The sequence below is a fragment of the Glutamicibacter nicotianae genome (assembly GCF_016907615.1).
GTDB classification, from domain to species: domain Bacteria; phylum Actinomycetota; class Actinomycetes; order Actinomycetales; family Micrococcaceae; genus Glutamicibacter; species Glutamicibacter nicotianae.
The window spans coordinates 992,072-1,016,456 of record NZ_JAFBCH010000001.1 but is presented as its reverse complement, the minus strand read 5'-3'; the positions used below and the strand labels follow the sequence as shown (position 1 = coordinate 1,016,456).

General features: G+C 64.3%; 19 protein-coding genes. 1 reads left to right on the top strand and 18 read right to left on the bottom strand.

Translation table 11 applies throughout. The annotated features are described in order from the left end of the window. Positions 1–129: 129 nt before the first annotated feature. The 6 genes from JOE62_RS05045 to JOE62_RS05020 all read right to left on the bottom strand — a co-directional run bounded on the left by JOE62_RS05045 (position 130) and on the right by JOE62_RS05020 (position 6,370). Complete coding sequence (locus JOE62_RS05045) at positions 130–1,635, bottom strand: S8 family serine peptidase (protein ID WP_204720846.1); 1,506 nt, start codon at positions 1,633–1,635, stop codon at positions 130–132. 34 nt (positions 1,636–1,669) lie between these two features. Continuing rightward, complete coding sequence (locus JOE62_RS05040) at positions 1,670–2,596, bottom strand: Ppx/GppA phosphatase family protein (RefSeq protein WP_204720844.1); 927 nt, start codon at positions 2,594–2,596, stop codon at positions 1,670–1,672. Next, positions 2,596–3,306 carry a DUF501 domain-containing protein gene (locus JOE62_RS05035; protein WP_204720841.1) on the bottom strand — a complete coding sequence of 237 codons (711 nt, stop codon included), beginning with the start codon at positions 3,304–3,306 and terminating at the stop codon, positions 2,596–2,598. The genes JOE62_RS05040 and JOE62_RS05035 overlap by 1 nt, the downstream gene beginning before the upstream one ends. 29 nt (positions 3,307–3,335) lie before the next feature. After that, positions 3,336–4,154, bottom strand: coding sequence for an FtsB family cell division protein (locus JOE62_RS05030; protein ID WP_204720840.1), 819 nt, complete (start codon positions 4,152–4,154; stop codon positions 3,336–3,338). Positions 4,155–4,299: 145 nt separating this feature from the next. Then, the gene (gene eno, locus JOE62_RS05025; RefSeq protein ID WP_204720838.1) at positions 4,300–5,580 is read right to left on the bottom strand and encodes a phosphopyruvate hydratase; all 1,281 of its coding nucleotides are present in this window, start codon (positions 5,578–5,580) and stop codon (positions 4,300–4,302) included. A 100-nt stretch (positions 5,581–5,680) separates the two neighbouring features. Then, on the bottom strand, positions 5,681–6,370 hold the full coding sequence (locus JOE62_RS05020) for a MazG nucleotide pyrophosphohydrolase domain-containing protein (protein ID WP_204720836.1): 690 nt from the start codon (positions 6,368–6,370) through the stop codon (positions 5,681–5,683). 110 nt (positions 6,371–6,480) lie between these two features. Between JOE62_RS05020 and JOE62_RS05015 the strand changes: the two genes are divergently transcribed. Next, on the top strand, positions 6,481–7,971 hold the full coding sequence (locus JOE62_RS05015; RefSeq protein WP_204720834.1) for an aldehyde dehydrogenase family protein: 1,491 nt from the start codon (positions 6,481–6,483) through the stop codon (positions 7,969–7,971). A gap of 76 nt (positions 7,972–8,047) precedes the next feature. Here JOE62_RS05015 and JOE62_RS05010 read toward each other — a convergent pair whose 3' ends face one another. The 12 genes from JOE62_RS05010 to betT form a co-directional block, all read right to left on the bottom strand. Further along, positions 8,048–9,232: an adenosine deaminase gene (locus JOE62_RS05010; protein ID WP_204723214.1), complete on the bottom strand. Its 1,185-nt coding sequence runs from the start codon at positions 9,230–9,232 to the stop codon at positions 8,048–8,050. 103 nt (positions 9,233–9,335) lie between these two features. Next, positions 9,336–10,010, bottom strand: a complete 675-nt coding sequence (locus JOE62_RS05005; protein ID WP_204720832.1) for a DedA family protein — start codon at positions 10,008–10,010, stop codon at positions 9,336–9,338. 279 nt (positions 10,011–10,289) lie between these two features. After that, positions 10,290–11,603, bottom strand: a complete 1,314-nt coding sequence (locus JOE62_RS05000; RefSeq protein WP_204720830.1) for a thymidine phosphorylase — start codon at positions 11,601–11,603, stop codon at positions 10,290–10,292. A gap of 43 nt (positions 11,604–11,646) precedes the next feature. Next, positions 11,647–12,057, bottom strand: coding sequence for a cytidine deaminase (locus tag JOE62_RS04995; RefSeq protein WP_204720828.1), 411 nt, complete (start codon positions 12,055–12,057; stop codon positions 11,647–11,649). Positions 12,058–12,066: 9 nt separating this feature from the next. After that, positions 12,067–13,338 carry an ABC transporter permease subunit gene (locus tag JOE62_RS04990; protein WP_204720827.1) on the bottom strand — a complete coding sequence of 424 codons (1,272 nt, stop codon included), beginning with the start codon at positions 13,336–13,338 and terminating at the stop codon, positions 12,067–12,069. Next, the gene (locus JOE62_RS04985; RefSeq protein ID WP_073706599.1) at positions 13,335–14,540 is read right to left on the bottom strand and encodes an ABC transporter permease; all 1,206 of its coding nucleotides are present in this window, start codon (positions 14,538–14,540) and stop codon (positions 13,335–13,337) included. The genes JOE62_RS04990 and JOE62_RS04985 overlap by 4 nt, the downstream gene beginning before the upstream one ends. After that, on the bottom strand, positions 14,537–16,135 hold the full coding sequence (locus JOE62_RS04980) for an ATP-binding cassette domain-containing protein (protein WP_204720825.1): 1,599 nt from the start codon (positions 16,133–16,135) through the stop codon (positions 14,537–14,539). The genes JOE62_RS04985 and JOE62_RS04980 overlap by 4 nt, the downstream gene beginning before the upstream one ends. 141 nt (positions 16,136–16,276) lie before the next feature. Next, the gene (locus tag JOE62_RS04975; protein WP_204720823.1) at positions 16,277–17,365 is read right to left on the bottom strand and encodes a BMP family lipoprotein; all 1,089 of its coding nucleotides are present in this window, start codon (positions 17,363–17,365) and stop codon (positions 16,277–16,279) included. A gap of 287 nt (positions 17,366–17,652) precedes the next feature. Next, entirely contained in the window at positions 17,653–18,849 is a 1,197-nt protein-coding gene (locus JOE62_RS04970) for an amidohydrolase (protein ID WP_204720821.1), read from the bottom strand. Positions 18,850–18,994: 145 nt separating this feature from the next. Next, positions 18,995–20,560: a GMC family oxidoreductase gene (locus JOE62_RS04965; RefSeq protein WP_073706596.1), complete on the bottom strand. Its 1,566-nt coding sequence runs from the start codon at positions 20,558–20,560 to the stop codon at positions 18,995–18,997. Positions 20,561–20,583: 23 nt separating this feature from the next. Next, positions 20,584–22,110, bottom strand: coding sequence for an aldehyde dehydrogenase family protein (locus JOE62_RS04960; protein WP_204720819.1), 1,527 nt, complete (start codon positions 22,108–22,110; stop codon positions 20,584–20,586). Beyond that, a complete protein-coding gene (gene betT, locus JOE62_RS04955) occupies positions 22,107–24,251 on the bottom strand; it encodes a choline BCCT transporter BetT (protein ID WP_239543195.1) in 2,145 nt (714 codons plus the stop codon). Before betT ends, JOE62_RS04960 begins: the two co-directional genes overlap by 4 nt. Positions 24,252–24,385 lie beyond the last annotated feature (134 nt).

Genomic DNA, 24,385 nt, shown 5'->3' with positions numbered 1-24,385 from the left:
GTGCGTCACGACTTCGCAAGGCTGCGGAGCTTCCTGCCGGCACAGCCTGCATCTAGCGGTCGAATTATCTGCCGGCAAGCGCGCAAAGGCGGGGTGGATCTTCAGGATCCACCCCGCCGAGAACGCTATTTACTTCTCTTCTTCGGGAATCTCGTCAAACAGGTCCCGTCCATCTGACTGGTCCGGGACTTGCAGCGAGCTCAACGACGCCGAACCGAGCTGCGCCGCGGCCTTCTCGCGTCGGCGGCGCACCAGGGTCTGGGTGGAGCCGGCAATGAGCACCATCAGCAGGAGCACTCCCCCGCCCACGATGAGCACCGGCTGCAGCGCCGGTGCCGAGTCGTCAGGAAGGATCGGCTTGGGCGCCGCGACCTGCTTGAGGTCCGATTTCTCCATCGAAACACCCGGCGCCGGGGCATCGGTGGTCTTCTCGGTGTTGCGGCGATGCACTCGGATCCACTCGCTGATCGTGCCCAGCGGGTTTTCCGAAACTGCAGGGACGGTCGCCGTCACCGCTGCCTGGGCATCGATGATTCCGTATCCGTAGAGGTTGTCCACGCCGGGTGCGCCGGTGTCCTTGGCGGTCTTCAGGATGCGGTTGATGACCTCGGGAGCCTTCATCTCCGGGTACTGCGAGCGGATCAGCGCTGCCACGCCGGCCACCAGCGGGGCCGCGCCGGAGGTGCCCGACCAGCGTGCGTAGTCGTCATCCGGCAAGCCGCCGACCAATTGCTCGGCAGGGGCCGCCACGCCGATGGAGATGCCTTCGGTCGAGGAATCCTGCGACGCCTTGCCGCTGGTATCGACGCCGGCCACGGTCAGCACCCCGGGAATGGTCGCCGGGGCGCCCACCTGGCTCATGCCGCCCGAACGGTTGCCCGCCGCTGCGACAATGACGACGTCATGGTCTTCTGCATACTTGAAGGCGTCATCCCAGCTTTCCGGCCACGCCGGGCTGGTGGAGCCCAGGGACATGTTGATGACCTTGGCTCCGGAATCCACGGCCCACTTCACCGCGCGGGGAATCTGGGTTTCCACTGGAATCTTCGACGGGTTGCCCTCGCCCATCCACAGCGACACTGAAAGCAGATCCGCTGCCGGGGCGACGCCGAGCACGCCGTCCTTGCCGCTCTTCAGCTTGGGAACCTTTTCGTATTCAGGCTCCTCGGGAATGTCCTCGTCTTCTTCCTCGGCGTGCTTCTTGGCCTTTTCCCACGCGGCCTTCAAGCGCTCGTTCTCGGATTTGATCCGCTTGATCTCGCCCTTGTTGTTCCCGCGTCCTGCGAGCAGGGTCGCCACCAGGGTGCCGTGCTCGCTCATTACGCCAATCGGCTTGTTGCCTTTCTCGCCGCCCGAGCCGGACATGTCCGCACCGCCGACCACAGCACCCTTCAGATCCGGATGAGTGGTATCGATGCCGGTGTCGATGACCGCGACCTTGACGCCTTCGCCCTTGGTAGTCTTGTGCGCTTCGGTCACGCCCAGGGAATCGAGCCAGTACTCGGACTCGCGCATGTTGTCGGCGCGGGCCGGAGCGCCCACGCTGAGCAGGGTGGCCGCCAGCAGTGCTGCGACGAGCAGAGAGCTGAGCTTGATCAAGCCCGTCCTATTCCTGGCGCGCAAAGCTGAGCTCAAGACAACTCCTTGGGTCGGTGACTGGATGACAGGTTCATGCCACGGCAGCTGAAGCCGCAATTCCGTCGAGGATATCGTGTTCCGAGGCAATCAGAACCATTTCGCGGTTTCCGCTGGCCTTTTCGAGGTACTGAAGGATGCGTTGGACAATTGCGGCACCGGCCTGGATCACGTCGACACGGCCAGGATGCATGAAGCCCAGCGCGGCGCGCTCGTCCCTGGTGTAGGACAGCATGCTCGCGGTTGCCTGGCGCATCTGGGCGAAACTCAGCTGCGCCCCGTGGATCTTCTCGGACTCGTACTGCTTCAGGCCCAGGGCCTGGGCGGTGAGCGTGGTGAAGGTGCCGGCAACCATGATCACCGCATCCACCTGCGTCACATCCACGGTTCCGGACAGGGTTCCCAAGGTGCTGTCCATGAATTCCAGCGCTTCATCCGAACGCAGTCCCGCCTGGTGGAAGCGCTCGGTGACGCGCACGCACCCCATGTCCAGGCTCTTGGCCGCGAGCGGGCCGGTGGCATCGCCGAGCACGAATTCAGTGGATCCGCCGCCGAGGTCGATCACCAGTGACTTGCCGCTTTGCCCCGCCCGGACCGATGCCGCTCCGGCAAAGGACAGGGAGGCTTCTTCCTCGCCGCTGATCACTTCAGGGGCCACGCCCAGGATCTTGGTGATCCGCTCGGAGAAGACCTCGCGGTTCGATGCATCGCGGGCTGCGGAGGTCGCGGCGAAGCGGATCGCTTCCACGTCGTGCTCATCGCACAGCTTCTTGTACTCGCGGGCGGCTTCGAAGGTGCGCTCCAGGGCTTCGGGGGCGAAGGCGCCGGTCGCGTCGACGCCCTGGCCCAAGCGCACGATGCGCATGGTGCGCAGCACGTCGACCAGCTGGCCATCGGCATCGACGTCGGCGATTAGCAGACGGATGGAGTTGGTTCCGCAGTCAATACCGGCAACGCGCATCAGGCATCCCCCTGCTCGGCGGACTCGGCCGTTTGGGCTGCCTCGCGCTCGGCACGCTTGCGGGCTCGCTCTGCGCGCTTGGCCTCCGGGTCCTGCTGTTCCTGGGTCTTCACGTGGCGCGAGCGGTCACGGCTCGGCGCCTCGGAGTCGGTGTCCCACGCGCCAACGCAGTAGCACTTGTCCTTGGTCCACCACTCGGCGATGGCGGCCAGCGCCTCGTCGCCCAGCGGGTTCACGCCCTGGCCGGCTGCCAGCGAGTGGCCTACCAGCACGTGCAGGCACTTGACGCGGGTCGGCATGCCGCCGGCGGAGACGCCGGCGATTTCCGGAACGGCGCCGGTGCCCGAGCGCTGGCCGATGGCATCGCGGTTGGCCAGGTACGACTCGTGGGCCGCGGCATAGGCCTGCGCCAACTGAGCGTCCTCGCCCAGGCGGTCATTCATCTCGTTCATCAGCCCGGCCGCCTCCAGGCGGGAAACAGCCGAAGTGATCACCGGGTGCGCAAGGTAGTAAGTGGTCGGGAACGGGATACCCGAGGACAGCCGCGGGGCGGTCGTTGCCACCAGCGGATTGCCGCACACGCAGCGCGCACCAATCTCCACCACATCGCGCACCGGGCGGTTCAGCTGGCGGGACAGGGTGTCCAGGTCGGCTTCGCTCGGTACTCGTCCGGCGGCGTCAAGGGCTTCGCGGATTGGCTGTTCAGTCACGGTTATAGGTCTCTTCGCGTTTAAAGTGGTTAGTCGGTGGCAGAACGTCGAACAGAGTCGAGCAGCGCATCAACCCATGGAAGTTCCTGGCGCACCTCGAAGGTGCTTCCATTGCCGTCGGCGGGCGTCTCTTCATCCTTGGGGCGTTCGCCCACCACCATGTAGAGCTTCTCGCCAGGCATGACCAAGTTTATCCGCTCGCGTGCCTGCTGCTTGATGTACAGCGGGTCATCCCAGCGCGCGATTTCCTCCTTAAGGTCATCGCGCTGCGCCTCCAGCGCTTCGATCGAGGCATGCAGCTCGTTCAGTTCCGCCATCTGCGTGCGGTAGAAATTCACCGTCGGCACCAGCATCACTGCGAAGAAGGCCAGGACCACGATCAGCGCGGCGATGCGGCCGGAAAAACGGTGCGCCGCAACGGGTTCGCCCTTGGGGACCTGGTTCTGGTCCACCGGCTTTTCTCCCGGCTTGCGGCGGACCGCGGCGGAGAACTTCAGCCGGTCATCGCGGCGGCGTTCGCTCTGCTTTTCCTTGGCGCGTTCACGCAGCGGCACCTTGGGCTTCTGCGCGTAGTTGCCGGCAAATTTTTTCGGCGCACGTGACGCATCTGACGCTGGGGAGGCACCCTGTTTCGGCTTGGCGGCAGCGCTCTTCGGCTTCGGCGCGGAGGAGGCATCCTTCACCCGGCGGGGTTTCGCGGGAGCCTGCTTGGCCGCCGACTGCGGCTCGACAATGCGCAAGGCGTCGGTTGGCGGTTCAACCTGGGAATCCGCGCCGGCGTGTTTTGTCTGGTCAACCGGGGTTGCTGCGGCGTCTTTGGCCGGATCCGGAGTATTACGGCGAGGCATTCGCGGTGGTCGCTGAGCCATACTCCCCCAATTCCCATGGTGCTTGTCGTGCGGTCTAGCCGTGGACTTGGCAAGATAATTCCATTAAATAACGAAAAGCCCGCCGGTATCCACTACCGACGAGCTTATTCGCTATTACTGAATATTAGCTGTTGAAACGCGGGAACGCGCTGCGGCCAGCGTAGACCGCCGAGGCGCCCAGGTCCTCTTCGATGCGCAGCAGCTGGTTGTACTTGGCTACGCGCTCGGAGCGGGCCGGTGCACCGGTCTTGATCTGCCCGGCGTTGGTTGCCACGCAGATGTCAGCGATGGTGACATCCTCGGTCTCGCCCGAACGGTGCGAGGTGATGGTGGTGTAGCCGGCACGCTGCGCCATGGTCACCGCATCGATGGTCTCGGTCAGGGTGCCGATCTGGTTGACCTTCACCAGCAGCGAGTTGGCGGTGCCCTTGGCAATGCCGTCGGCCAGGCGCTGCGGGTTGGTGACGAACAGGTCGTCGCCCACCAGCTGCACCTTGTCGCCGATGGCGTCGGTCAGGGTCTTCCAGCCATCCCAGTCGTCCTCGTCCAGCGGATCCTCGATGGACACCAGCGGGAAGTCGGCCACCAGGCCGGCGTAGTAGTCGCTCATGTCCTTGGCGGACAGCGCCTTGCCTTCGAACTGGTAGGCGCCGTTCTCGTAGAACTCGGAGGAGGCGACGTCCAGCGCCAGGGCGATATCCTGGCCCGGGGTGTAGCCGGCGCGCTTGATCGCTTCGGTGATCAGTTCCAGTGCCGCGCGGTTGCTTGGCAGGTTCGGGGCGAAGCCGCCCTCGTCGCCCAGGCCGGTGGACAGGTTCTTTTCCTTCAGCACGGACTTGAGGCTGTGGTAGACCTCGACGCCCCAGCGCAGGCCCTCGGAGAAGGTCGGTGCGCCGATCGGGACGATCATGAATTCCTGGATGTCCACGTCGGAGTCGGCGTGGGAGCCGCCGTTGAGGATGTTCATCAGCGGCACGGGGAGCACGTGCGCGTTGGGGCCGCCCAGGTACTTGAACAGCGGCAGGTTGGAGCTGGCTGCTGCGGCGTTGGCGACGGCCAAGGAGACGCCGAGGATGGCGTTGGCGCCGAGCTTGGACTTGTTCGCGGTGCCGTCCAGCTCGATCATGGCGGCGTCGATGGAGCGCTGGTCGGTGGCGTCCAGGCCCTCCAGCTCGTCGGCGATCTCGTCGATGACGGACTCTACAGCGCCCAGTACGCCCTTGCCGAGGTAGCGGTCCTTGTCGCCGTCGCGGCGCTCCGCCGCTTCGAAGGCGCCGGTGGATGCACCGGAAGGAACAGCGGCACGGCCGTGCGAGCCGTCGGAAAGCAGGACCTCGACCTCAACGGTCGGATTGCCGCGGGAATCGAGGATTTCGCGCGCGTGAATGGCGTCAATCAATGCCATGAGTATGGACTCCTTGTAGAAAGGGGTGGTCTTGGGGCGGGTCAACCAGCGGTCGCTGATTAGACCGTGGGCGCCATTGCCTGTCTCTAGCCTAGCGCTTCTATCGTGATTTACGCGATGTTATGTCATCCAGTTCCGCGCCGTACTGCTGGTTCAGGGCCGAGCGCAGCACCGACTCTGCGTCCAGGCCCAGCTCCTCGGCCCGCGCTGAGAGGGCCATTAGTTCATTGGCCAAGGACTGCTCATCGGTGATCCGCTGGCGAACCTGCTCGGTGGCAAGCCCGCCTGCAGGCTGCGCCGATCCGGCCCTGGCATGGCGGTCAAGCAATTTCTGGGCGAGCGCCAGGGAAGGCAGCCCGGCGGGCAGTCCCGCATTCTTCCGCTTCTTTTGCTGCCCGGCGCGCTCGGCCTGCTTCGCCGCATCCCAAACCCGGATGATTTCATCGATGTCAGTGATGATGTCTTCGCGGACCTGCCCCTGCTCGTCGAAGATATGCCGGTTGCGGCGCAGCAGCTTCGCGTTCAGCGTTTCGGCAACGTCCTCCAGGCTGAAGTGCCCGTGCTCCTCGGCAATCAGCGAGTGCAGCAGGATCTGGAAGTACAAGTCCCCCAGCTCCTCCTTGAGCAAGGCCGGGTTCTGCTCCGCGATGGCGTCGAGGACCTCATAGCTTTCCTCGATCAGGTAGGTGCGCAGCGACTCGTGGGTCAGCGCCTTGGTCCACGCGCATCTGCTGCGCAGGGTCCGGACGGTGGCGGCGAGCTGTTCGAGTTGCGTTCTGTTCTCCGGCATATGGCCATGCTATCGAAGCGGGTGTTCAGCTGGCGGCCGATTCGGTCCCATTCGCTGCCTATTCGGGCTAGCATGGCCGTAGTTCATCCCGACGACGCGAAGGATTGCCAATGACCATCCAAGATACCGCCCGGCTCGAATTCCTGGAGCAGGTTCCAGCCAAGCTCTTCATCGGCGGCCGGTGGGTTGAAGGGCGCTCCGAACACGTGTTGCGCACGGCCAACCCGTTCGATGACTCGTTGCTGGCCGAGATCCGCCAGGCCTCGACCGACGACGTCGACGCCGCCTACCAGGCAGCCGAGCAGGCCCAGGCCGGATGGGCGGCGCTCTCCCCCGGCAAGCGTTCCAAGATCATGGGCCAGGCCGCAGACTACCTGCAAGCGAACTTCAAGGACATCCTGGCGCTGCTGATTGCCGAGTCCGGTTCCACGCACCTGAAGGCGAACATCGAATTAGGCGGCACCATCGCCGCCATCCGCGAAGCCGCCACCTTCCCCACCCGGGTGCACGGCAAGATCCTTCCCTCGAATGCCGAAGGCAAGGAGAACCGGGTCTACCGCGAACCGGTCGGCGTGGTGGGCATCATCAGCCCCTGGAACTTCCCGATGCTGCTCTCCGCCCGATCCGTGGCTCCCGCCCTGGCACTGGGCAACGCAGTAGTGCTCAAGCCTGCCTCGGACACCCCATTGGTTGGCGCCCTGGTCCTGGCCAAGGCGTTCTCCGCGGCTGGCCTACCCGAGGGCGTCTTGAACGCGGTGGTCGGTTCCGGTTCGGAAATCGGCGACTACTTCGTGGCGCACAAGACCCCGTCGCTGGTGTCCTTCACCGGATCGACCCCGGTAGGCAAAAACGTCGGCAAGATCGCGGTCAGCGGCGAGCACATGAAGCGCGTGGCGCTGGAACTTGGCGGCAACGCGCCCTTCGTGGTGCTGGAAGATGCCGACCTCGATGAAGCGGCCAAGGCCGCGACCCTGGGCAAGTTCCTGCATCAGGGGCAGATCTGCATGGCAATCAACCGCATCATCGTCCAGGCCCCGGTCTACGAGGCGTTCATCGAGAAATTCATCGAGCAGGTCAACAAGCTCGGCTATGGCGATGCCGCGGATCCGGCCAACCTCGTGGGACCGATCATCAATGATGCGCAGCTTGAGTCGGTCAGCGGCAAGATCGCCACCGCCCGCGAGCAGGGTGCGCGCGAAGTCCTCGCCGGCTCGATTACTGGCCGGGTGGTCTCTCCCCACGTCTTCGCCGATGTCACCAGCGGCATGGAACTGTTCCGCGAGGAGATTTTCGGTCCGGTCGTGGGCATCGCCAAGGCCGACTCCGAAGAGCATGCGCTTCAACTGTCCAATGACACCGAATTCGGCTTGTCCTCGGCCGTCTTCACGCAGAACCTGGAGAAGGGCGTCGCCTTCGCCCGCGGCATCAAGGCCGGAATGACCCACGTCAATGACATCACGGTCAACGACGAACCGCATGTGATGTTCGGCGGCGAGAAGAACTCGGGGCTGGGCCGCTTCAACGGCGAATGGGCCATCGAGGAGTTCACCACCGACCACTGGGTCGGCGTGCAGTCCACCAAGAAGCAGTACCCGTTCTAGGCATCCTCCCGGATGCAGCGAAGCCGCCCGTGCACTGCACGGGCGGCTTCGCTGTTTGGGAATTGAATCCCGGGAACTAGTCGGCGACGTTCTCGTATTCGTCTTCGTCGTAGTCTTCCTCGTCATCCAGCAGGTTGTCGTAGTAGTCGTTGATGTACTCGACCAGCAGCTCGCGCATTTCCAGCGGAACGAAGGCGGCCTCGGCTGCATTCAGCGTCAAATCCAGCAGGTCTTCCAGGTCGTAGTCGAAGGCTTCGACCAGCAACTCGAACTCGTCGGACAAGCTGGTGCCGGACATCAAGCGGTTATCCGGCGAGATGGTGACATTGAAACCGGTCTGGACCAGCAGGTCGATCGGGTGGTTCTCGATGCCGTCGCCGAACTTGGCGGTGGCGCCGGTCTGCAGGTTCGAAGACGGGCAGACTTCCAGCGGGATGCCGCGTTCGCGAACCCAGTTCGCGACCGGGCCCAGGGAGACCAGGCCGGTATCGTCGCTGAGTTCTTCGCCGTTCTCGTCGATCGCGCCGAACTCGATCTCAATGTCCTCGGCAACGCGGACGCCGTGGCCCAGGCGCTGGGCGCGGCCGACCAGGATGGCTTCCTTGATGGAGTCCAGCCCGGCTGCTTCGCCGGCGTGCACGGTGGTCGGGAAGAGGTTCTCGGCCAGCAGGTCGAAGGCTTCCTTCATTGCCGATGGCGGGAACCCGTCTTCGGCGCCGGCGATATCGAAACCGACCACGCCGCGGCCACGGTGGCGCAGGGCCAGCTTGGCGATTTCCACGCCCTGGTCGCCATGGCGCATGGCGACCAGGATCTGGCCGATCTGCATTGGGTGGCCTTCGGCGTTGAGCTGCTCGCAGGCCTGGTCCAGGCCTTCCTGGATCGCGTCGACGACGTCGTCCAGGCTCAGGCCCTCGCGGCGGTGCTGTTCCGGGGCGTAGCGGACTTCGCCGTAGATGACGCCGTCCTCGGCGAGGTCCTCGACGAATTCGCGGGCTACGCGGATCAGCGCATCGCGGGTCTGCATGACCGCGACGGTGTGCTCGAAGGTTTCCAGGTAGCGTGGCAACGAGCCGGAATCGGCTGATTCACGGAACCATTCGCCCAAAGCTTCGGCTTCGGTCTCTGGCAGCTCGTGTCCAATCTCGGCGGCCAGCTCGATGATCGTCTGAGGGCGCAGGCCACCGTCGAGGTGGTCGTGGAGCGAAACTTTAGGCAGATCCCGGAAGTCGAACTCGGGATCGTAGTCAGTATGAATCATTTCTTCAGTCACACCACTGAGCCTAGTCGCATTTTCGCTGAACTGACAGCTCCTGCGGGCAAAGATCTGCAAGCCGCAATGTGACCCTGATCAATACTGCAGGTTAACCCTCGTCACCGGTTGGCGGCACGGTCTCGCGGACCCGTTCTTCCGCTTGTTCTTCTCGCTTCTCGGCACGGCGATGCAGACGCCCCAGCACCCAGCTGACGATCCGGTCGATGACGAAGCCGAGCACCACGGCAATGACAATCGAGACGATGATTCCCAGCAGCTTGTTGTCGTGCATCCAGTTGCCGGCCAGTGCGCCGATGCTGATGGAATAGGTGGCCCAGGTCAGCACGCCGATGGTGTCGAAGAGGGTGAAGCGCTTGTGGCTGAACCCGGTGGCGCCGGCGGTCAGGTTGACGGCCACACGGCCAATGGGGATGTACCGGGCGGTGAAAATCAGCAGTGCTCCGGAGGTTTCAAGTTTTTTCTCGGCATAGGCCAGCACCCGCTGCGCGCGTTGCCCGCGCATCCATTTGAAGCCCCGGGATCCGATTTTCCGCCCTATGGCGTAGGTGATCTGGTCGCCGATCAAGGCACCGCTGGCACCCAGCAGTCCGATCAGCACGAGGTTGGGAACGCCGGTGTGGACGCCGACCGCGGCCAATGAAACCAAAAATGATTCGCTCGGCACGATTGGGAAAATGGCATCGATCATGCAGAACAGAAACAATAACGGCAGGATCCACCATGCGCTGGCTGCCTGCGCAATTGCTTCATTGACTAATTCCATGCGTGCTTACATCTACTTTCGCAATGCGCTCAATGCGCTGAATTTCTATCCATTTTCGCTCGAGAACTCAACCGCCCGCATCCTGCTTAAGTGGCGTTGTGGACAATTCCCACCCGCTACCTAGGTAGGAGATAACTTGTCCAACGTTTGACTACTCCGTTTTGGTTCCCGGGAATTCTCTGGGAACTTCCATGGGGCATCTCCCGCTGCGCAAGCAACGAAAGAGCCGGGAAACACTGCACAGTGTTTCCCGGCTCCTTGCCATGGATTCTTGTCCGCCTACTTGGCCGCGATGCGATCCAGGATCAGACGAGTGTCCGGACGGTCATCGGCCGAACCGATCATGATGGCCCGCTGGACCAGCTCGATGGCACGCTCCATTTTTTCCGGGGTGTCGGTCAGCAAGGTGGCAATCGGCTCGCCGCGGCGGACCAGGGCACCCGGCTTCACGTGCATGCGCACGCCTGCGCCGGCCTGGACGCTGTCTTCCTTGCGGGCACGTCCCGCACCGAGGGTCCACGCGGCCAGGCCGATGTCCATCGCATCGAGCTTGAGCAGTACGCCCTCGGCCTCAGCCACCACGGTGTGCGACTCCTTGGCTACCGGCAGCTTGGCATCCGGGTCGCCTCCCTGAGCGGCGATCATCCTGCGCCACACATCCATGGCCTTGCCATTTTGCAGCGCGCCGGCGACATCCACGTCCTTGATGCCGGCACCGGCCAGCATCTCGGTGGCCAGGGCCACGGTCAGCTCCACGACATCGCTTGGTCCGCCGCCGGCCAGGACCTCGACGGATTCCTCCACCTCGATGGCGTTGCCTGCGGTCAGGCCCAACGGGGTTTCCATGTTGGTCAGCAGGGCCACTGTGTTCACCGACGCATCGGTGCCAAGGTTCACCATGGTTTCTGCCAACTCGCGGGCCATGGCCTCGTCCTTCATGAACGCGCCGGAACCGACCTTCACATCCAGCACCAGGGTGCCGGTGCCTTCGGCGATCTTCTTGCTCATGATCGAGGATGCGATCAGCGGGATGGCTTCCACGGTGGCGGTGACGTCGCGCAGGGCGTAGAGCTTCTTGTCCGCCGGAGCCAGCCCGGTGCCGGCGGCGCAGATGACCGCGCCGACGTTGGACAGCTGGGAGAACAGCTCTTCGTTGGACAGATCCGCCTTCCAGCCGGGGATGGCTTCGAGCTTGTCCAGCGTGCCGCCGGTGTGGCCCAGCCCGCGTCCGGAAAGCTGCGGGACGGCCACGCCGAAGCTGGCGACCAGCGGAGCCAGCGGCAGGGTGATCTTGTCCCCCACCCCGCCGGTGGAGTGCTTGTCGGTGGTGGCCAGCTTCTTGCCCGACGGGTCGGTGAGGGCGGAGAAGTCCATGCGTTCGCCGGAGTTGATCATCGCGGCGGTCCAGCGTGAGATCTCGTTGCGGTTCATGCCCTGGAAGTAGATGGCCATGTTCAGCGCGGACATCTGCTCTTCGGCGATGACCCCGCGGGTGTAGGCATCGATGGTCCAGTCGATCATCTCGTTGCTCAGTTCGCCGCCATCGCGCTTTGCGCGGATGACTTCGACGGCACTGAATTGCTCGGCAGCCATGTAAGGCACCTTCCGTTCTGCTGTTGGCCGGTGTGCTCCGGCGCTAGGCGTTGAGGTTGTTCGGCCCGAACGCGTCAGGCAAGAGGTCGTCGATACCGAGAATTCCGCGGGCGGTCTTGATCTTCATATCCGCCCCGCGGTGCTCGAAGAGCAGCTGGCGGCAGCGGCCGCACGGGGTGATCAGCTCCAGCTCGCCGTCGCGCAGCTGGCCGAAGCACAGGAAGTATTCAAGGGTGCCCCCGCCGGTGGCGAAGAGTTGGCCCACCATGGCGCATTCAGCGCATAGGGTGACTCCGTAGGCGGCGTTCTCGATGTTGCATCCGGAGACCAGGCGGCCGTCGCTGGTCAGGGCCGCGGCGCCCACCCGGAATTCCGAGTAGGGCGCGTAGGCCTGGGACAGCGCGGCCGCGGCCGCTGCTTCGAGCTGCGGCCACGGCGCGTTGTTGCTATCCATGGGTAATCGCTATTCCTTCACATACGGTTCGCCGGCGGCGGCAGGTCCGCGGGAGCGGCCCACCAGGCCGGCCACCGCGAAGATGGTCACCAGGTACGGCAGCATGGCCATGAACTGGCTCGGTACCGGGGTGCCGATGATGGTCAGGATGACCTGCAGGTTGTCGGCGAAGCCGAAGAGCAGGGCGGCCAGGAAGGCGCCGATCGGGTTCCACCGGCCGAAGATCACCGCGGCCAGGGCGATAAAGCCGCGTCCGCCGGAGATTTCCTTCGTGAAGGAGTCGATCGCCACCAGGGTGAAGAAGGAACCGCCGATGCCCGCCACGATGCCGCCGAGGGTGACATTCCAGAAGCGGATCGAGTTGACCTTGATGCCCAGGGTGTCGGCGGCCTTCGGGTGCTCGCCGACGGCGCGCACCCGAAGGCCCCACTTGGTCTTGAACAGCCCGAACCAGACCAGGAACACTGCCAGGTACATCAGGTAGCCGATGACCGACTGCTTGAACAGGATCGGTCCGATGACCGGGATGGCCGAAAGCAGCGGGATCTCGACCACCGGCAGGTGCACCGGCGAGTTGAACAGCTCCGGGTCTTCCTGCATCACGGTGGTGAACAGGAAGCCGGTGATGCCGGAGACCAGCACGTTGAGCACCACGCCGACGATGATCTGGTTGACCACGTACTTGATGGAGAACAGTGCCAGCACCAGGGACACCACGGCGCCGGCCAGGCCGGCGGCGATCAGGCCCGCGAAGGCGTTCTGCGTCACCGAGGCGACGATAGCCGCGGTGAATGCGCCGCCCAGCAGCTGGCCCTCGATGGCGATGTTGACCACGCCGGCGCGTTCGGAGAGCACGCCGGACAGGGACCCGAAGACCAGCGGCACGGCCAACACCACGCCGCCGGCCAGCAGGCTGGCCAGCGAGATGCTGTTGATGTTAGCGCCGGAGACCACCCACACCAGGAAGCCGAGCACGAAGAGGATGGCCGCGACGGCGATCATCCAGGTGGCCAGCACCTTGCCCTGCTTGCGCTGCATCCACGAGTAGGCGGCGATGGCCAGCAGCAGCACGCCGAACACGATGTTGGTGATCCGGCCCGGGAAGATCAGTTCCGGCAGCTCGAAGGCGTCGCCGGCGCTGTTCAGCGTGAAGTGCGCTGCCTGGTCGTTGCCCAGCAGGCCGAAGCTGAAGAAGGTGATCACGGCGATCACCGTCAGGATGATCGGGGTCTTCTTGCTCGGCAAGACGTTGATTGCTGGTTGCAAGGTGGTTGCGGTCACTTGGCACCTGCCTTAGTAGGTTCGAGCTTGGAGCTGCGCTTCTTCTTGCGGTTCATGCCGAAGATGGCCTTCACCAGCGGAGGTGCGGCGATGAACAGCACGATCAGCGACTGCACCACCGACACGATGTCGATCGGGGTGCCGGTGGTGATCTGCATGTTCACCGCACCGGCCTGGAATGCGCCGAAGAGCAGGCCGGCGAAGAAGGTGCCCCATGGGGTGGAGCGGCCCAGCAGAGCCACGGTGATCGCGTCGAAGCCCAGCGAGCCGGCAATGCCGCCGGTGAGCACCTTTTCGGTGCCCGCCACCTGGGCCACGCCGGCGGCGCCGGCCAGGGCGCCGGCCAGCGCCATCGCGATGATGGTGGTGCGCGCGACGTTGATGCCGGCGGTCTGTGCGGCCTCGGGGTTATGCCCCACGGCACGGAATTCGAAGCCCACGGTGGAGCGCTTGAACATCCAGGCCACTGCCAGCACCAGCAGCACCGCCATCACGAAGCCCAGGTGCAGGCGCGAGCCGGGGATCGCCGGGAAGATGGCCGAGCTGTCGAGGATCGGCGAGATCGGGTTGGTCTCGCCGGGGCGGCGGAAGGCCTGGGTGTTCATCAGGAAGTCGATCAGGTATACGGCCACGTAGTTGAACATGATCGTGAGGATCACTTCGTGGGCGCCGGTCTTGGCCTTGAGCAGGCCCACCAGTCCGCCCCAGATCGCGCCGCCGAGCAGGCCGAAGACGATGACCAGCAGCAGGTGCAGGCCGATCGGCAGGTGCCAGGCGAAGCCGATGTAGGCGGCCAGCACCGAGCCGATGATGATCTGGCCCTGCGCGCCGATGTTGAACAGGCCGGCGCGGAAGGCCACCGCCACGCCCAAACCGGCGCAGATCAGTGGGGTGGAGACGGTCAGCGTCTCGAGGAACGGCTTGAAGCCCTGCGTGGAGTTGTAGATCGAGCCGTTGAACAGCGCCACATAGCTTTCGGTGGCGGCACGCCAGAATTCGCTGAAGAACGCCGAGGGCTTGGCCAGCAGGTAGCCGGCGGTTTCGCCAACCTTCTCGTCGGTGACCGCGATCAGCAGGCCGCCGATGACCAGCGCGACGATGACGCCGAGGACCGAGACCAGGCCCGGTCCCTGCGTGATCTGGCGCAGCAGGTCGTTGCCCGGCTTGCCGGAGTCGGGAACCACAGGTGCTTTCTCGCTCACTGCGCTTCTCCTTCCTGGTTGTCATGCTCGCTGGCCGGCTGCGCTTCAACCGGCTCGTTGTCCGCCTTGGCGTATTCGGCCTGGGCGAAGGCCTCTTCCTGCGATACGCCGGCCATCATCAGGCCGAGCACCTCGCGGGAGGTGTCCCCCGGCACGATGCCGTTGATCCTGCCCTTGTAGAGCACGGCGATGCGGTCGGCCAGTTCCATGACCTCGTCCAGCTCGGTGGACACGATCATCACGGGGGTGCCCTTGTCGCGTTCGGCCACGATGCGCCGGTGCAGGAACTCGATGGATCCCACATCCACGCCGCGGGTCGGCTGCGAGGCGATGAACAGCTTCAGATCGCGGCTCAGCTCGCGGGCCATGACGACCTTCTGCTGGTTGCCGCCGGAGAGGCTGGAGGCCGGGTTCAGCGGGTTGTCGGTGCGCACGTCGAAACCCTCGATCTGCTCCTTGGCGTTCTTCTTGATCGCCTCGAGGTTCATCGAGATGCCCTTACCGAACGGCGGGCGGTCGTAGAGGTCCAGCACCAGGTTCTCCTCGATGGAGAACTGGGTGACCAGCCCGTGCACCGAACGGTCCTCGGGAACGAAGCCCAGGCCCGAACGCAGGATCGACTTCACCGACTTGCCCACCAGCTCTTCGCCGGCCAGCTTCACCGAGCCGCCGGTCACCGGCTGGGTGCCCAGGATCGCTTCGGTCAACTCGGTCTGGCCGTTGCCCTGCACGCCGGCCACTGCAAGGATTTCGCCCTCGTGGATGGTGAAGGACACCGAGTCCAAGGTGGTGGTGCCTGCCGGGTCGACGACGCTCAGGTCGCGCACTTCCAAGGCGGCGGCGCCAGGGGTGGCGGCCGCCTTGTTCAGGTTCAGCTCCACCGCGCGGCCCACCATCAGGTTGGCCAGCTCGGTGGTGGAGGATTCCGGGGAGACCGAATCGATGACCAGGCCGCGGCGGATCACGGTGATGACATCCGAGACCGCGCGCACTTCGCGCAGCTTGTGCGAGATGAAGACGATGGAGGTGCCGTTGGCCTTGAGCTGGCGCATGATGTCCAGCAGCTCGTCGGTTTCCTGCGGGGTCAGCACCGCCGTCGGCTCGTCGAGGATCAGGATGCGCGCATCGCGCACCAGCGCCTTGATGATTTCCACGCGCTGCTGCACGCCCACCGGCAGGTCTTCGACGATCGCATCGGGATCCACGTCGAAGCCGTAACGGTCCGAGATTTCGCGGATCTTCTTGCGGGTGACCTGAAGGTCCAGCATGCCGCCAGCCTTGGTGGTCTCGGCGCCCAGCGCGATGTTCTCGGCCACAGTGAAGACCGGGACCAGCATGAAGTGCTGGTGCACCATGCCGATGCCGGCGGCCATGGCATCGCCCGGTCCGGAGAACTCGACGGGCTTCCCGTCCAGCAAAATCTGGCCCTCGGTCGGCTGGTACAGGCCGTAGAGCACGTTCATAAGCGTGGACTTTCCAGCACCGTTTTCGCCAAGCAGACAGTGAATCTGGGCGTCGTCGACCGTTAGGTCGATATCTTTGTTGGCGTAGAAAGAACCGAAGGCTTTCGAGATTCCTCGTAGTTCGAGTTTCACGATTCCACCATCTTCATTGTTCGTTTGGCGAAGTTCTTGCTTGCAAGTTGTTTTGGCCCTTAGGCAGGCATAAAGCGCGTCACCTGCCCACCGCTGTGCTGCGGCGAGCGGTGACGCGCTCCATGGCTGATTAGCCTAGTCCTACTCCGGGCTGGAGGCCGATTCGATCTTCAGCTCACCGGAGATGATCTGCTGCTTCAGCGCCTCGATCTCCTTCTTGGTGTCCTCGCCGATCTCTTCGTCGAAGTTGTGGAACGGTGCCAGTGCAACGCCCCCGTTCTCCAGGGTGCCGACGTACGGGGTCGAATCGAAGTTGCCCTCGGCGTCGGTGCGGATGACATCCTCGACTGCGGCGTCCATGGTCTTGACCACCGAGGTCAGCATGACGTCCTTGTAGTCGGGAGCGGTCAGGAAGCCGTCGGAGTCGACCCAGACGAGCTTGGCGTCCTTGCCGCTGTTGTTGGCCTCGACCACGGCAGCGCCAGCGCCCTTGCCCACTGGGCCGGCAACAGGCATGACCACGTCAGCGCCGGAAGCGATGAAGTTCTTGGTGATCTGCTTGCCCTTGTCCTGCTTCTCGAAGTCGCCGGAGAAGGTGCCGTCCTGCTTGTCCTTGTTCCAGCCCAGCAGCTTGACGTCCTTGCCCTTGTCCTCGTTGTACTTGTCAACGCCGTCGGCGAAGCCGTCCATGAAGATGGTCACGGTAGGGATCTTGATGCCGCCGAAGGTGGCAACGGTGCCGGTCTTCGAGGCGGCAGCTGCGGCGTAGCCTGCAAGGTAGGCAGCCTGGGCCGTGTCGTAGATGATCGGCTTGACGTTCTCGATCGGCTTCTCGTACTGGAAGTCGACGATCGCGAAGTTCTTGTCCGGGTTGGCAGCGGCGGCCTCGGCGGTGGCATCGCCCAGCAGGAAGCCGATGGTGACGGTCAGGTCGCAGCCTGCGTTGACCATGCCGTTGAGGTTGGTCGCGAAGTCCGCGTTGGACTTGGATTCCGCGTCCTTGGTCTGGATACCCAGGTCCTTCTCGGCGTTCTTCAGGCCGCGGAAGGAAGATTCGTTGAAGGACTGGTCGTCGAATCCGCCGGAGTCGGACACAATGCAGCCGACGTAGTCCGGGTACTGGCCAGCCGAGCTGCTCTCTTCCGGTGCAGCGCCGCAGGCGCTCAAAGCTAATGCCGAGATGCCGAGCATGGCTGCCGCCACACCGGTCTTGCGCGATACGAAGCGCATCTGTTCCTCCAAAGAATCTTGCGAGATAATGCGGGAGGCAAGACACCTGACCCTCGTGCAAGGCTCCATTGCCTAGGCCTTACGCGAGCACACCAAAAGTCATAGCATTCCCATCGTTTCCATAGCCTATCGGAGATACGTCACAGGTAAAGACGAGAAAGATTACAAACAGATAACTTGCAGGCCGCAAAACGGCAAGCGCTTAACGTCAATTCCCAAGTCACTGACCGAATTGTTAAGGTGTCAAAGAATTGTTAAAAATTTTTGGGTTTACTGTGGCCAACGCCTTATTTGGCGTTCGCCTCATGCACGGCCTGCAGGGCGGCAGCCACCATGATGCGCACTCCGACGCCGATGCACGATTCGTCCGGGATGTAGTCCCCGCGGTGCAGGTCGTAGGTCTTGCCACCCGGGGTGCGGGTTCCCAGCCGCAGCATCGCGCCGGAAACCTTCTGCGTCATCCAGGCGAAGTCCTCCCCGCCCATGGATTGCGGGGTCAGCTCGATCGCGTCGGCGCCGTACTCGCGGCGCGCGGCATCCTCGATCAATGAGGTCTCTGCGGGGGCGTTGACCACCGGCGGCACCCCGCGGGTGTGCTGCAGCTTGATCTCCACGCCGTAGGGTGCGGCGATCTGGCGCACCGCCGCATCCAGCAGCTCGCCGGCCTCGTACCAGACATCCCCATCCAGGCAGCGCATGGTGCCGGCCAGGTAGCCGGTGGCGGGAATCGCGTTGGGCACGCTGCCTGCGTGGATCTGCCCCCAGACCACCGAAACCGCCGAGCGCACGTCGACCTTCCGGCCGAGCACGGCTGGCACCTGGGTGGCAATCTGGCTAATGGCGAAGACGATGTCCTCGGTCAGGTGCGGTCGCGAGGTGTGCCCGCCGCGGCCATTGACCTCGATGCGGATGGTGTCGCTGGCCGAGGTGATCGCGCCGATGCGGGTGCCGATATGCCCGGCGTCGATCCGCGGGTCGCAGTGCAGCGCGAGGATCCGCGGCACGCCATCGAGCAGGCCCTGCCCGATCACCGACAGCGCCCCGCCGGGAAGCTTCTCCTCGGCAGGCTGAAAGATCACCCGCACGCGTCCGTCGAGCTGGCCGGCGGCATGGACCCTACCCAGCGCCAGCGCCACGCCGAGCATCACGGTGGTGTGGATGTCGTGGCCGCAGGCGTGCGCCACGCCCTCGGTCATCGAGGCGTACTCCAGACCGGTTTCCTCCACCACCGGCAGCGCGTCGATATCAGCGCGAAGCGCAATGCGGATGGGGCCTTCGCCGATGTCCGCGAAGGCGCCGGTGTCGGCCATCTTCTGCGGCGCCAGGCCGGCGGCGCGCAATGCCTCGAGGATCCGCTCGGTAGTCTGGTGCTCCGCAAAAGAGAGCTCCGGGTTGCGATGCAGCTCGCGGCGGAAGCCGATCAGCTGGTCGGTGAGCGGCTCGGTGAAGCCGCTGACGGAAGCCAAATTGCCATTTTCATTCACGGTGGACACCTTTTGACGATACTCGGCACGGCGGCGGAAATGACAGTTTTGCGTAATGTTCACGCGCAGCGCGCAACAGTCGCATGAAGCAGAACGGCGGCGGGCCCCGGTTCTCCGGTGCCCGCCGCCGGCCTGCGACAGGGCTCTAGTCCTGCTGGATCAGCTCGGCGCAACGCTCGCCGATCATCATCACCGTGATGTTCGGATTAACCGTCACCAGCTCCGGCATCACCGACGCATCAGCCACCCGCAGGCCGCTCACGCCCTTGACCCGCAGCTGCGGATCCAGCGGACTCATCGCATCATCTTCGGCGCCCATGCGCACCGAACCGGCTGGATGGTAGACGGTGTTGTGGGTGCGGCGCAGGTAGTCGAAGATCTGGTCATCGGTTTGCACATCCTTGCCCGGGAACTGCTCCTCGCCGGCCCAATCAGCCATTGGGGACTGGGCGACGATCTCGCGTGCCTTGCGGATGCCGAAAGTCATCACCCTCGCGTCATGGCCTTCAGGGTCGGTGAAGTAGCGCGGATCGACCTTCGGCTTGTCCCGGAAGTCGCAGCTGCGCAAGCGCACGGTGCCGCGCGACTTCGCATGGGTGACATTCGGGGTCAGGCAGAAGGTATTCTCCCCGGTGGGGTAGCCCTGGCGCAGGGTGTGCATGTCGAAAGGCACCTGCCCGTAGTGCATCATCAGATCCGGGCGGTCCAGGCCTTCGCGGGTCGGGGTAAAGATGCCGATCTCCCACCACTGGGTGGAGGATTCGACCATGGGCTTCTTCGCTTCCCACTGGATCACGCCCTCCGGGTGGTCCTGCAGGTGCTCGCCCACGCCCGGGGAGTCGACCAGCACCTGAACGCCGACCTCCTCCAGGTGCTCGGCCGGGCCGATACCCGAAAGCATCAGCAGCTTGGGCGAATCGATGGCGCCGGCCGAGACCACGACCTCGCGGGCCGCGTTCAGGGTCGAGGTGCGCCCGAAGGCTCCGTCCACCACGTCGACGCCAGTGCAGCGCTTGGACGCGTCGAAATTCAGCTTGCGCGCCTGCAGCCCGGTGAGCAGGAAGAAGTTCTCCCGGCCGGTAATCGGGTGGATGTAAGACACCGAGGAGGAGGAGCGTGTGCCATCTGGCAGGCGGTTGATCTGGAAGAAGTTCGCACCGTTGACCACGGTCTGGTCATTGTTGAACTTTGCGCGCGGGATGCCAGCTTGTTCGGCGGCATCCAGGATCGCCACGCCGCAAGGGTCATTGGCCGGCACATTCATCAGCTTCACCGGACCCGAATCGCCATGGTGCGGCGCCTGCGGGCCGGCATCCTCATTGGTTTCCAGCTTCTTGTACAGGCGGTAAGCCATCTGCGAGTTCCAGCCGGTGGCACCGAACTTGGACTCCCATTCGTCGATGTCCTCGCGCGGCGCCCAGAAAGCGATGCAGGAGTTGTGGCTGGAGCACCCGCCCATCACCTTGGCCCGCGCATGGCGCATGAACGAGTTGCCGTTCTCCTGCTCCTCGATCGGGTAGTCCCAGTCAAGGCCGGATTCGAGCAGTTCCATCCAGCGGTCAAGCTGCAGGACCTCATCATAGCCGCGATCATCGGGACCGGCTTCCACCAGCGCCACCGTCACCGAGGGGTCTTCGCTCAGCCGGGAGGCTACCGCCGCGCCGGCGGAGCCGCCGCCGATAACGATGTAGTCGAAATCCTTCTTATGCATGCTCACGCTATGCCCTTTCTCGTTCAGCTTTGCTTCTGTGCGAACCAACCGGTAACCTGCGGGTTCAGATTCTGGTAGACGTGCTTGGCTTCTTGGTATTCGCCCAGGCCGGTCGGGCCCAGTTCGCGGCCCACCCCGGACTGGCCGAAGCCGCCCCATTCAGCCTGCGGCAGGTAGGGGTGGTAGTCGTTGATCCAGATGGTGCCGTGGCGCAGGCGCTTGGCCACGCGCGCGGCCTTTCCAGCATCCTGCGACCAGACAGCCCCAGCCAGGCCGTAGATGGTGTCATTGGCGATGGCCACCGCCTGATCCTCGGTTGAGAAGGTCTCCACGGTGATGGTCGGGCCAAAGGCCTCGTCCTGGGCCACCGACATCGAACCGGTGACCTGGTCGATGACCGTTGGCAGGTAGAAATGGCCGGAGCCCAGGCCGGCGCCGTCCTGTTCGGTGGCCCGGCGTCCGCCGCAGCGCACCCGCGCGCCCTCGGCGATGCCGGCCTGCACATAGGCGTCTACCTTTTCCAGATGGGCTGCCGAGATCAGCGCGCCGGTCTCCGCCTTCTGGTCGAAGGGCCCGCCCAGGGTAATCTGCTGCGCGCGGCGCACCAGCTCGTCGACGAACTTCTCGGCGATCGATTCGTGGACGACCAGGCGCGCGCCGGCGGAGCAGACCTGCCCGGAGTGCACGAACGCCCCATTGAGGGCGTTATCCAGCGCAGCGTCGAAGTCCGCATCGGCGAACACCACATTCGGGTTCTTGCCGCCCAGCTCCAAGGCCACCTTCTTCACCGTGCCAGCGGCAGCGGCGGCGACCTTGCGCCCGGTGACCAGGCCACCGGTAAAGGAGACTAGATCCACGTCCTTGTGCTCCGAGAGCACCGCGCCAGCCTGCGCGCCGGCGCCGGTGACCAGGTTGGCCACGCCAGCTGGCAGCCCAAGGTCCTTGAGGACCTCCATCATCAAGATCGCGGTGGACGGGGTCAATTCGGCCGGCTTGAGCACGAAGGAGCAGCCCGCGGCCAAAGCCGGAGCGATCTTCCATGCCGCCTGCAGCAATGGGTAGTTCCACGGGGTGATCATGGCGGCCACGCCCACCGGCTCGTAGTCGATCCGCGAGATGACATTCGGGTCGTTGGCATCGACTACGCGGCCGGCTTCCTGTCCAGCCAGCTTTCCGAAGTAGCGGAAGCAGGCGATGATGTCGTCCATGTCCAGCTCGGATTCGACCAGGCGTTTGCCGGTGTCCAGGGTTTCGGCCAGCGCGAATTCAGCCTTGCGCGCCACCAGCTGCTCGGCGGCTTTCAGCAGGAAGTCCCCGCGCTGCGCGGCCGGCACGCTGGACCAGATGCCCGAATCGAACGAGCGGCGGGCAGCTTCGATGGCCTTGATCGAATCGACTTCCCCTGCCTCGGAAACGGTGGCCACCGCTTCCCCATTGGCCGGGCAGTTGATGGTGCGGGTTTCGCCGCTGGCCGCGGGCGTGAAAGCGCCGTCGATGAACAGCGTCGCGCCATGGTGCAGGAGCGGATTCTGGTTGCTCGGAGAACTCATGCTTCCTCTTTCAGGGTTGTTTCGAAATCTGATTCCCAGTCGGTTTTGGACGCGCCGTCGGAATTGATCTGGCTGAGAGCCGCCGATTCGGTTTGCGCTTCCAGGAATTCAAGGTGGGCTTCATACTGGTCCAGCACATCGCAGATCAGCTGTTCCTTGGTGAGCCCCATCAGGTCGTAGCCGTGGCTGCCTTCCTGGGAGAAGACCTCCAGGCGGTAGTACACATCGGTGCCGGCCGAGACGCGGGCGTAGGTGGGCACCGGCAGCTGCACCGGATAGATCTGGTACTTGAAGGGCCGTTCGGCGCCGTTTTCCACCACCAGGTCCAACGAGTTCAGCTCTAGGTTGGCCACTTGCTCGATATCCAGCGCCACCGTGGCGCCGCGGGCGGTGAATTCCTCGCTGACTTCCTGCAGGGCCGGCAATGCGACCTGCCCCAGGTAGCGCTTGGCCGAGCGGTGCCCAGGATAGGACATGGCCCGGGACAGCCGCTGCTTCCAATTGCGCTTCTCGGCGCCCGATCCCATCCGGCTGGTGAGCACCTTGTGCATGTTGTTGCGGTAGCGATCGGCCAGCGCCGATTCCATGCGCAGGGATTTGAACAGCCCCAGCATGATCAGCAGCAGCACGAAGGAGAAGGGCAGGCCCATGATGACCGTGGCGCCCTGCAGGGTGGAGATCCCATCGACGAAGAGCATGCCCAAGGTCAGCAAGCCGGTGGCCAGCGACCAGAACAATCGCACCGGCTTGGAGCCGTCGGACTGCGGATCCTTCAGGTGCGAGGTGAAGTTGGCCATCACCAGGGCAACGGAGTCGGCGCTGGTCACGTAGAACAGCAATCCGGTGAAGGTGGCGATCGCCGCGGTGATCGGTGCGCCGGGCATCTGGTCCAGCAGCGAGTAGAAGGCCCGTTCCGGGGTGTTCATCGCGACCTCGCCAAAGGCTTGATTGCCCGAGCGGACGATCGCCAACGCGCTGTTGCCGAAGATCGAGATCCACAGCAGGATGAAAGCGAAAGGCACCACCAGCACGCCGGTGACAAACTGGCGGATGGTGCGTCCACGGGAAATGCGGGCCAGGAACAAGCCGACAAACGGCGCCCAGGCGATCCACCAGGCCCAGAAGAACAGTGTCCAGCCGTTGAGCCACTCATCGGGGCGGTCGTAGGCGAAGGTGTCCAGCGCCATCGAAGGGAACATCGACAGGCTGTCGCCGATGTTGTTCACGATGCCGTCGAACAGGTAGGCGGTGGAGCCGGCAATCAGCACGAAGAGCATCAGCGCAACGCACAGCAGCACGTTGATCTCGGAGAGCCGGCGGATGCCCTTTTCCACACCGGTGAGCACCGAGATGGTCGCCATCACCACGGCGGCGACGATCAGGATGATCTGCCAGGAGCGGTTTTCGGGAATGCCGAACATATAGTTCAGCCCGTAGTTCAGTTGCGCGACGCCGATGCCCAGCGAGGTGGCGATGCCGAAGATCGTGCCGAGCATCGCGGCGATGTCCACGCTGTGCCCCACCCAGCCTTCGGTGCGCTTGCCCAGGATCGGGTAGAGCGCCGAGCGGATGGACAGCGGCAGGTTGTGGCGGTAGGCGAAGTAGCCCAGGGCCAGTCCCACCAGCGCATACAGGCCCCAGCCGAGCAGGCCGTAGTGGAACAGCGTCCACACCAGCGCCTGGCGGGCCGCCTCGACGGTGGATCCCTCCATGGCCGGCGGAGCCAGGTATTGGGTGACCGGCTCGGCCACCGAGAAGAACATCAGGTCAATGCCGATGCCGGCGGCGAAGAGCATTGCCGCCCAGGTGAAGATGTTGAAGGACGGGCGCGAATGATCCGGGCCCAGCCGGGTTTTGCCCACCTTCGAGATCGCGACGCCGATCACGAAGACGAGCACCGCGACGACCACCAGGGTGTAGTACCAGCCGAAGTTCCGGCCAATCCAGGTTACGGCGGCGCTGATGGCCAGGTTGGCGGAATCGCGGTCGATAATGGCCCACAGGGCGATGGCCAGCACCAGCAGCGCAGAGCCGTAGAAGACTGCCTTGTTGACCCGGGTCTTGCCCGGCGGCGGCAGCGAGCCCGGCGGCGCGGGCTTTGCGGATTCGGACGGTTCGGAATTGATCTTGGCCGTAGTCATGGCTACCAACCTATCAATGCCCGGCAAGGGCGCCAAAGCACCGCAGGACAAAACCCCACCTAGAATGCCATATCTGCGCAGGTCAGAGGAAGTCCCAGCAAATACCGGGCAGTAACATCCCGTGCTCCCCCAGC

Coding starts and splice junctions, on each gene's coding strand:
- JOE62_RS05040 (WP_204720844.1), bottom strand. CDS start 2,596: ATGCGCGTTGCCGGTATTGACTGCGGAACCAACTCCATCCGTCTGCTA.
- JOE62_RS05030 (WP_204720840.1), bottom strand. CDS start 4,154: ATGCCTCGCCGTAATACTCCGGATCCGGCCAAAGACGCCGCAGCAACC.
- eno (WP_204720838.1), bottom strand. CDS start 5,580: ATGGCATTGATTGACGCCATTCACGCGCGCGAAATCCTCGATTCCCGC.
- JOE62_RS05020 (WP_204720836.1), bottom strand. CDS start 6,370: ATGCCGGAGAACAGAACGCAACTCGAACAGCTCGCCGCCACCGTCCGG.
- JOE62_RS05015 (WP_204720834.1), top strand. CDS start 6,481: ATGACCATCCAAGATACCGCCCGGCTCGAATTCCTGGAGCAGGTTCCA.
- JOE62_RS05010 (WP_204723214.1), bottom strand. CDS start 9,232: ATGATTCATACTGACTACGATCCCGAGTTCGACTTCCGGGATCTGCCT.
- JOE62_RS05005 (WP_204720832.1), bottom strand. CDS start 10,010: ATGGAATTAGTCAATGAAGCAATTGCGCAGGCAGCCAGCGCATGGTGG.
- JOE62_RS05000 (WP_204720830.1), bottom strand. CDS start 11,603: ATGGCTGCCGAGCAATTCAGTGCCGTCGAAGTCATCCGCGCAAAGCGC.
- JOE62_RS04995 (WP_204720828.1), bottom strand. CDS start 12,057: ATGGATAGCAACAACGCGCCGTGGCCGCAGCTCGAAGCAGCGGCCGCG.
- JOE62_RS04975 (WP_204720823.1), bottom strand. CDS start 17,365: ATGCGCTTCGTATCGCGCAAGACCGGTGTGGCGGCAGCCATGCTCGGC.
- JOE62_RS04965 (WP_073706596.1), bottom strand. CDS start 20,560: ATGCATAAGAAGGATTTCGACTACATCGTTATCGGCGGCGGCTCCGCC.
- JOE62_RS04960 (WP_204720819.1), bottom strand. CDS start 22,110: ATGAGTTCTCCGAGCAACCAGAATCCGCTCCTGCACCATGGCGCGACG.
- betT (WP_239543195.1), bottom strand. CDS start 24,251: ATGACTACGGCCAAGATCAATTCCGAACCGTCCGAATCCGCAAAGCCC.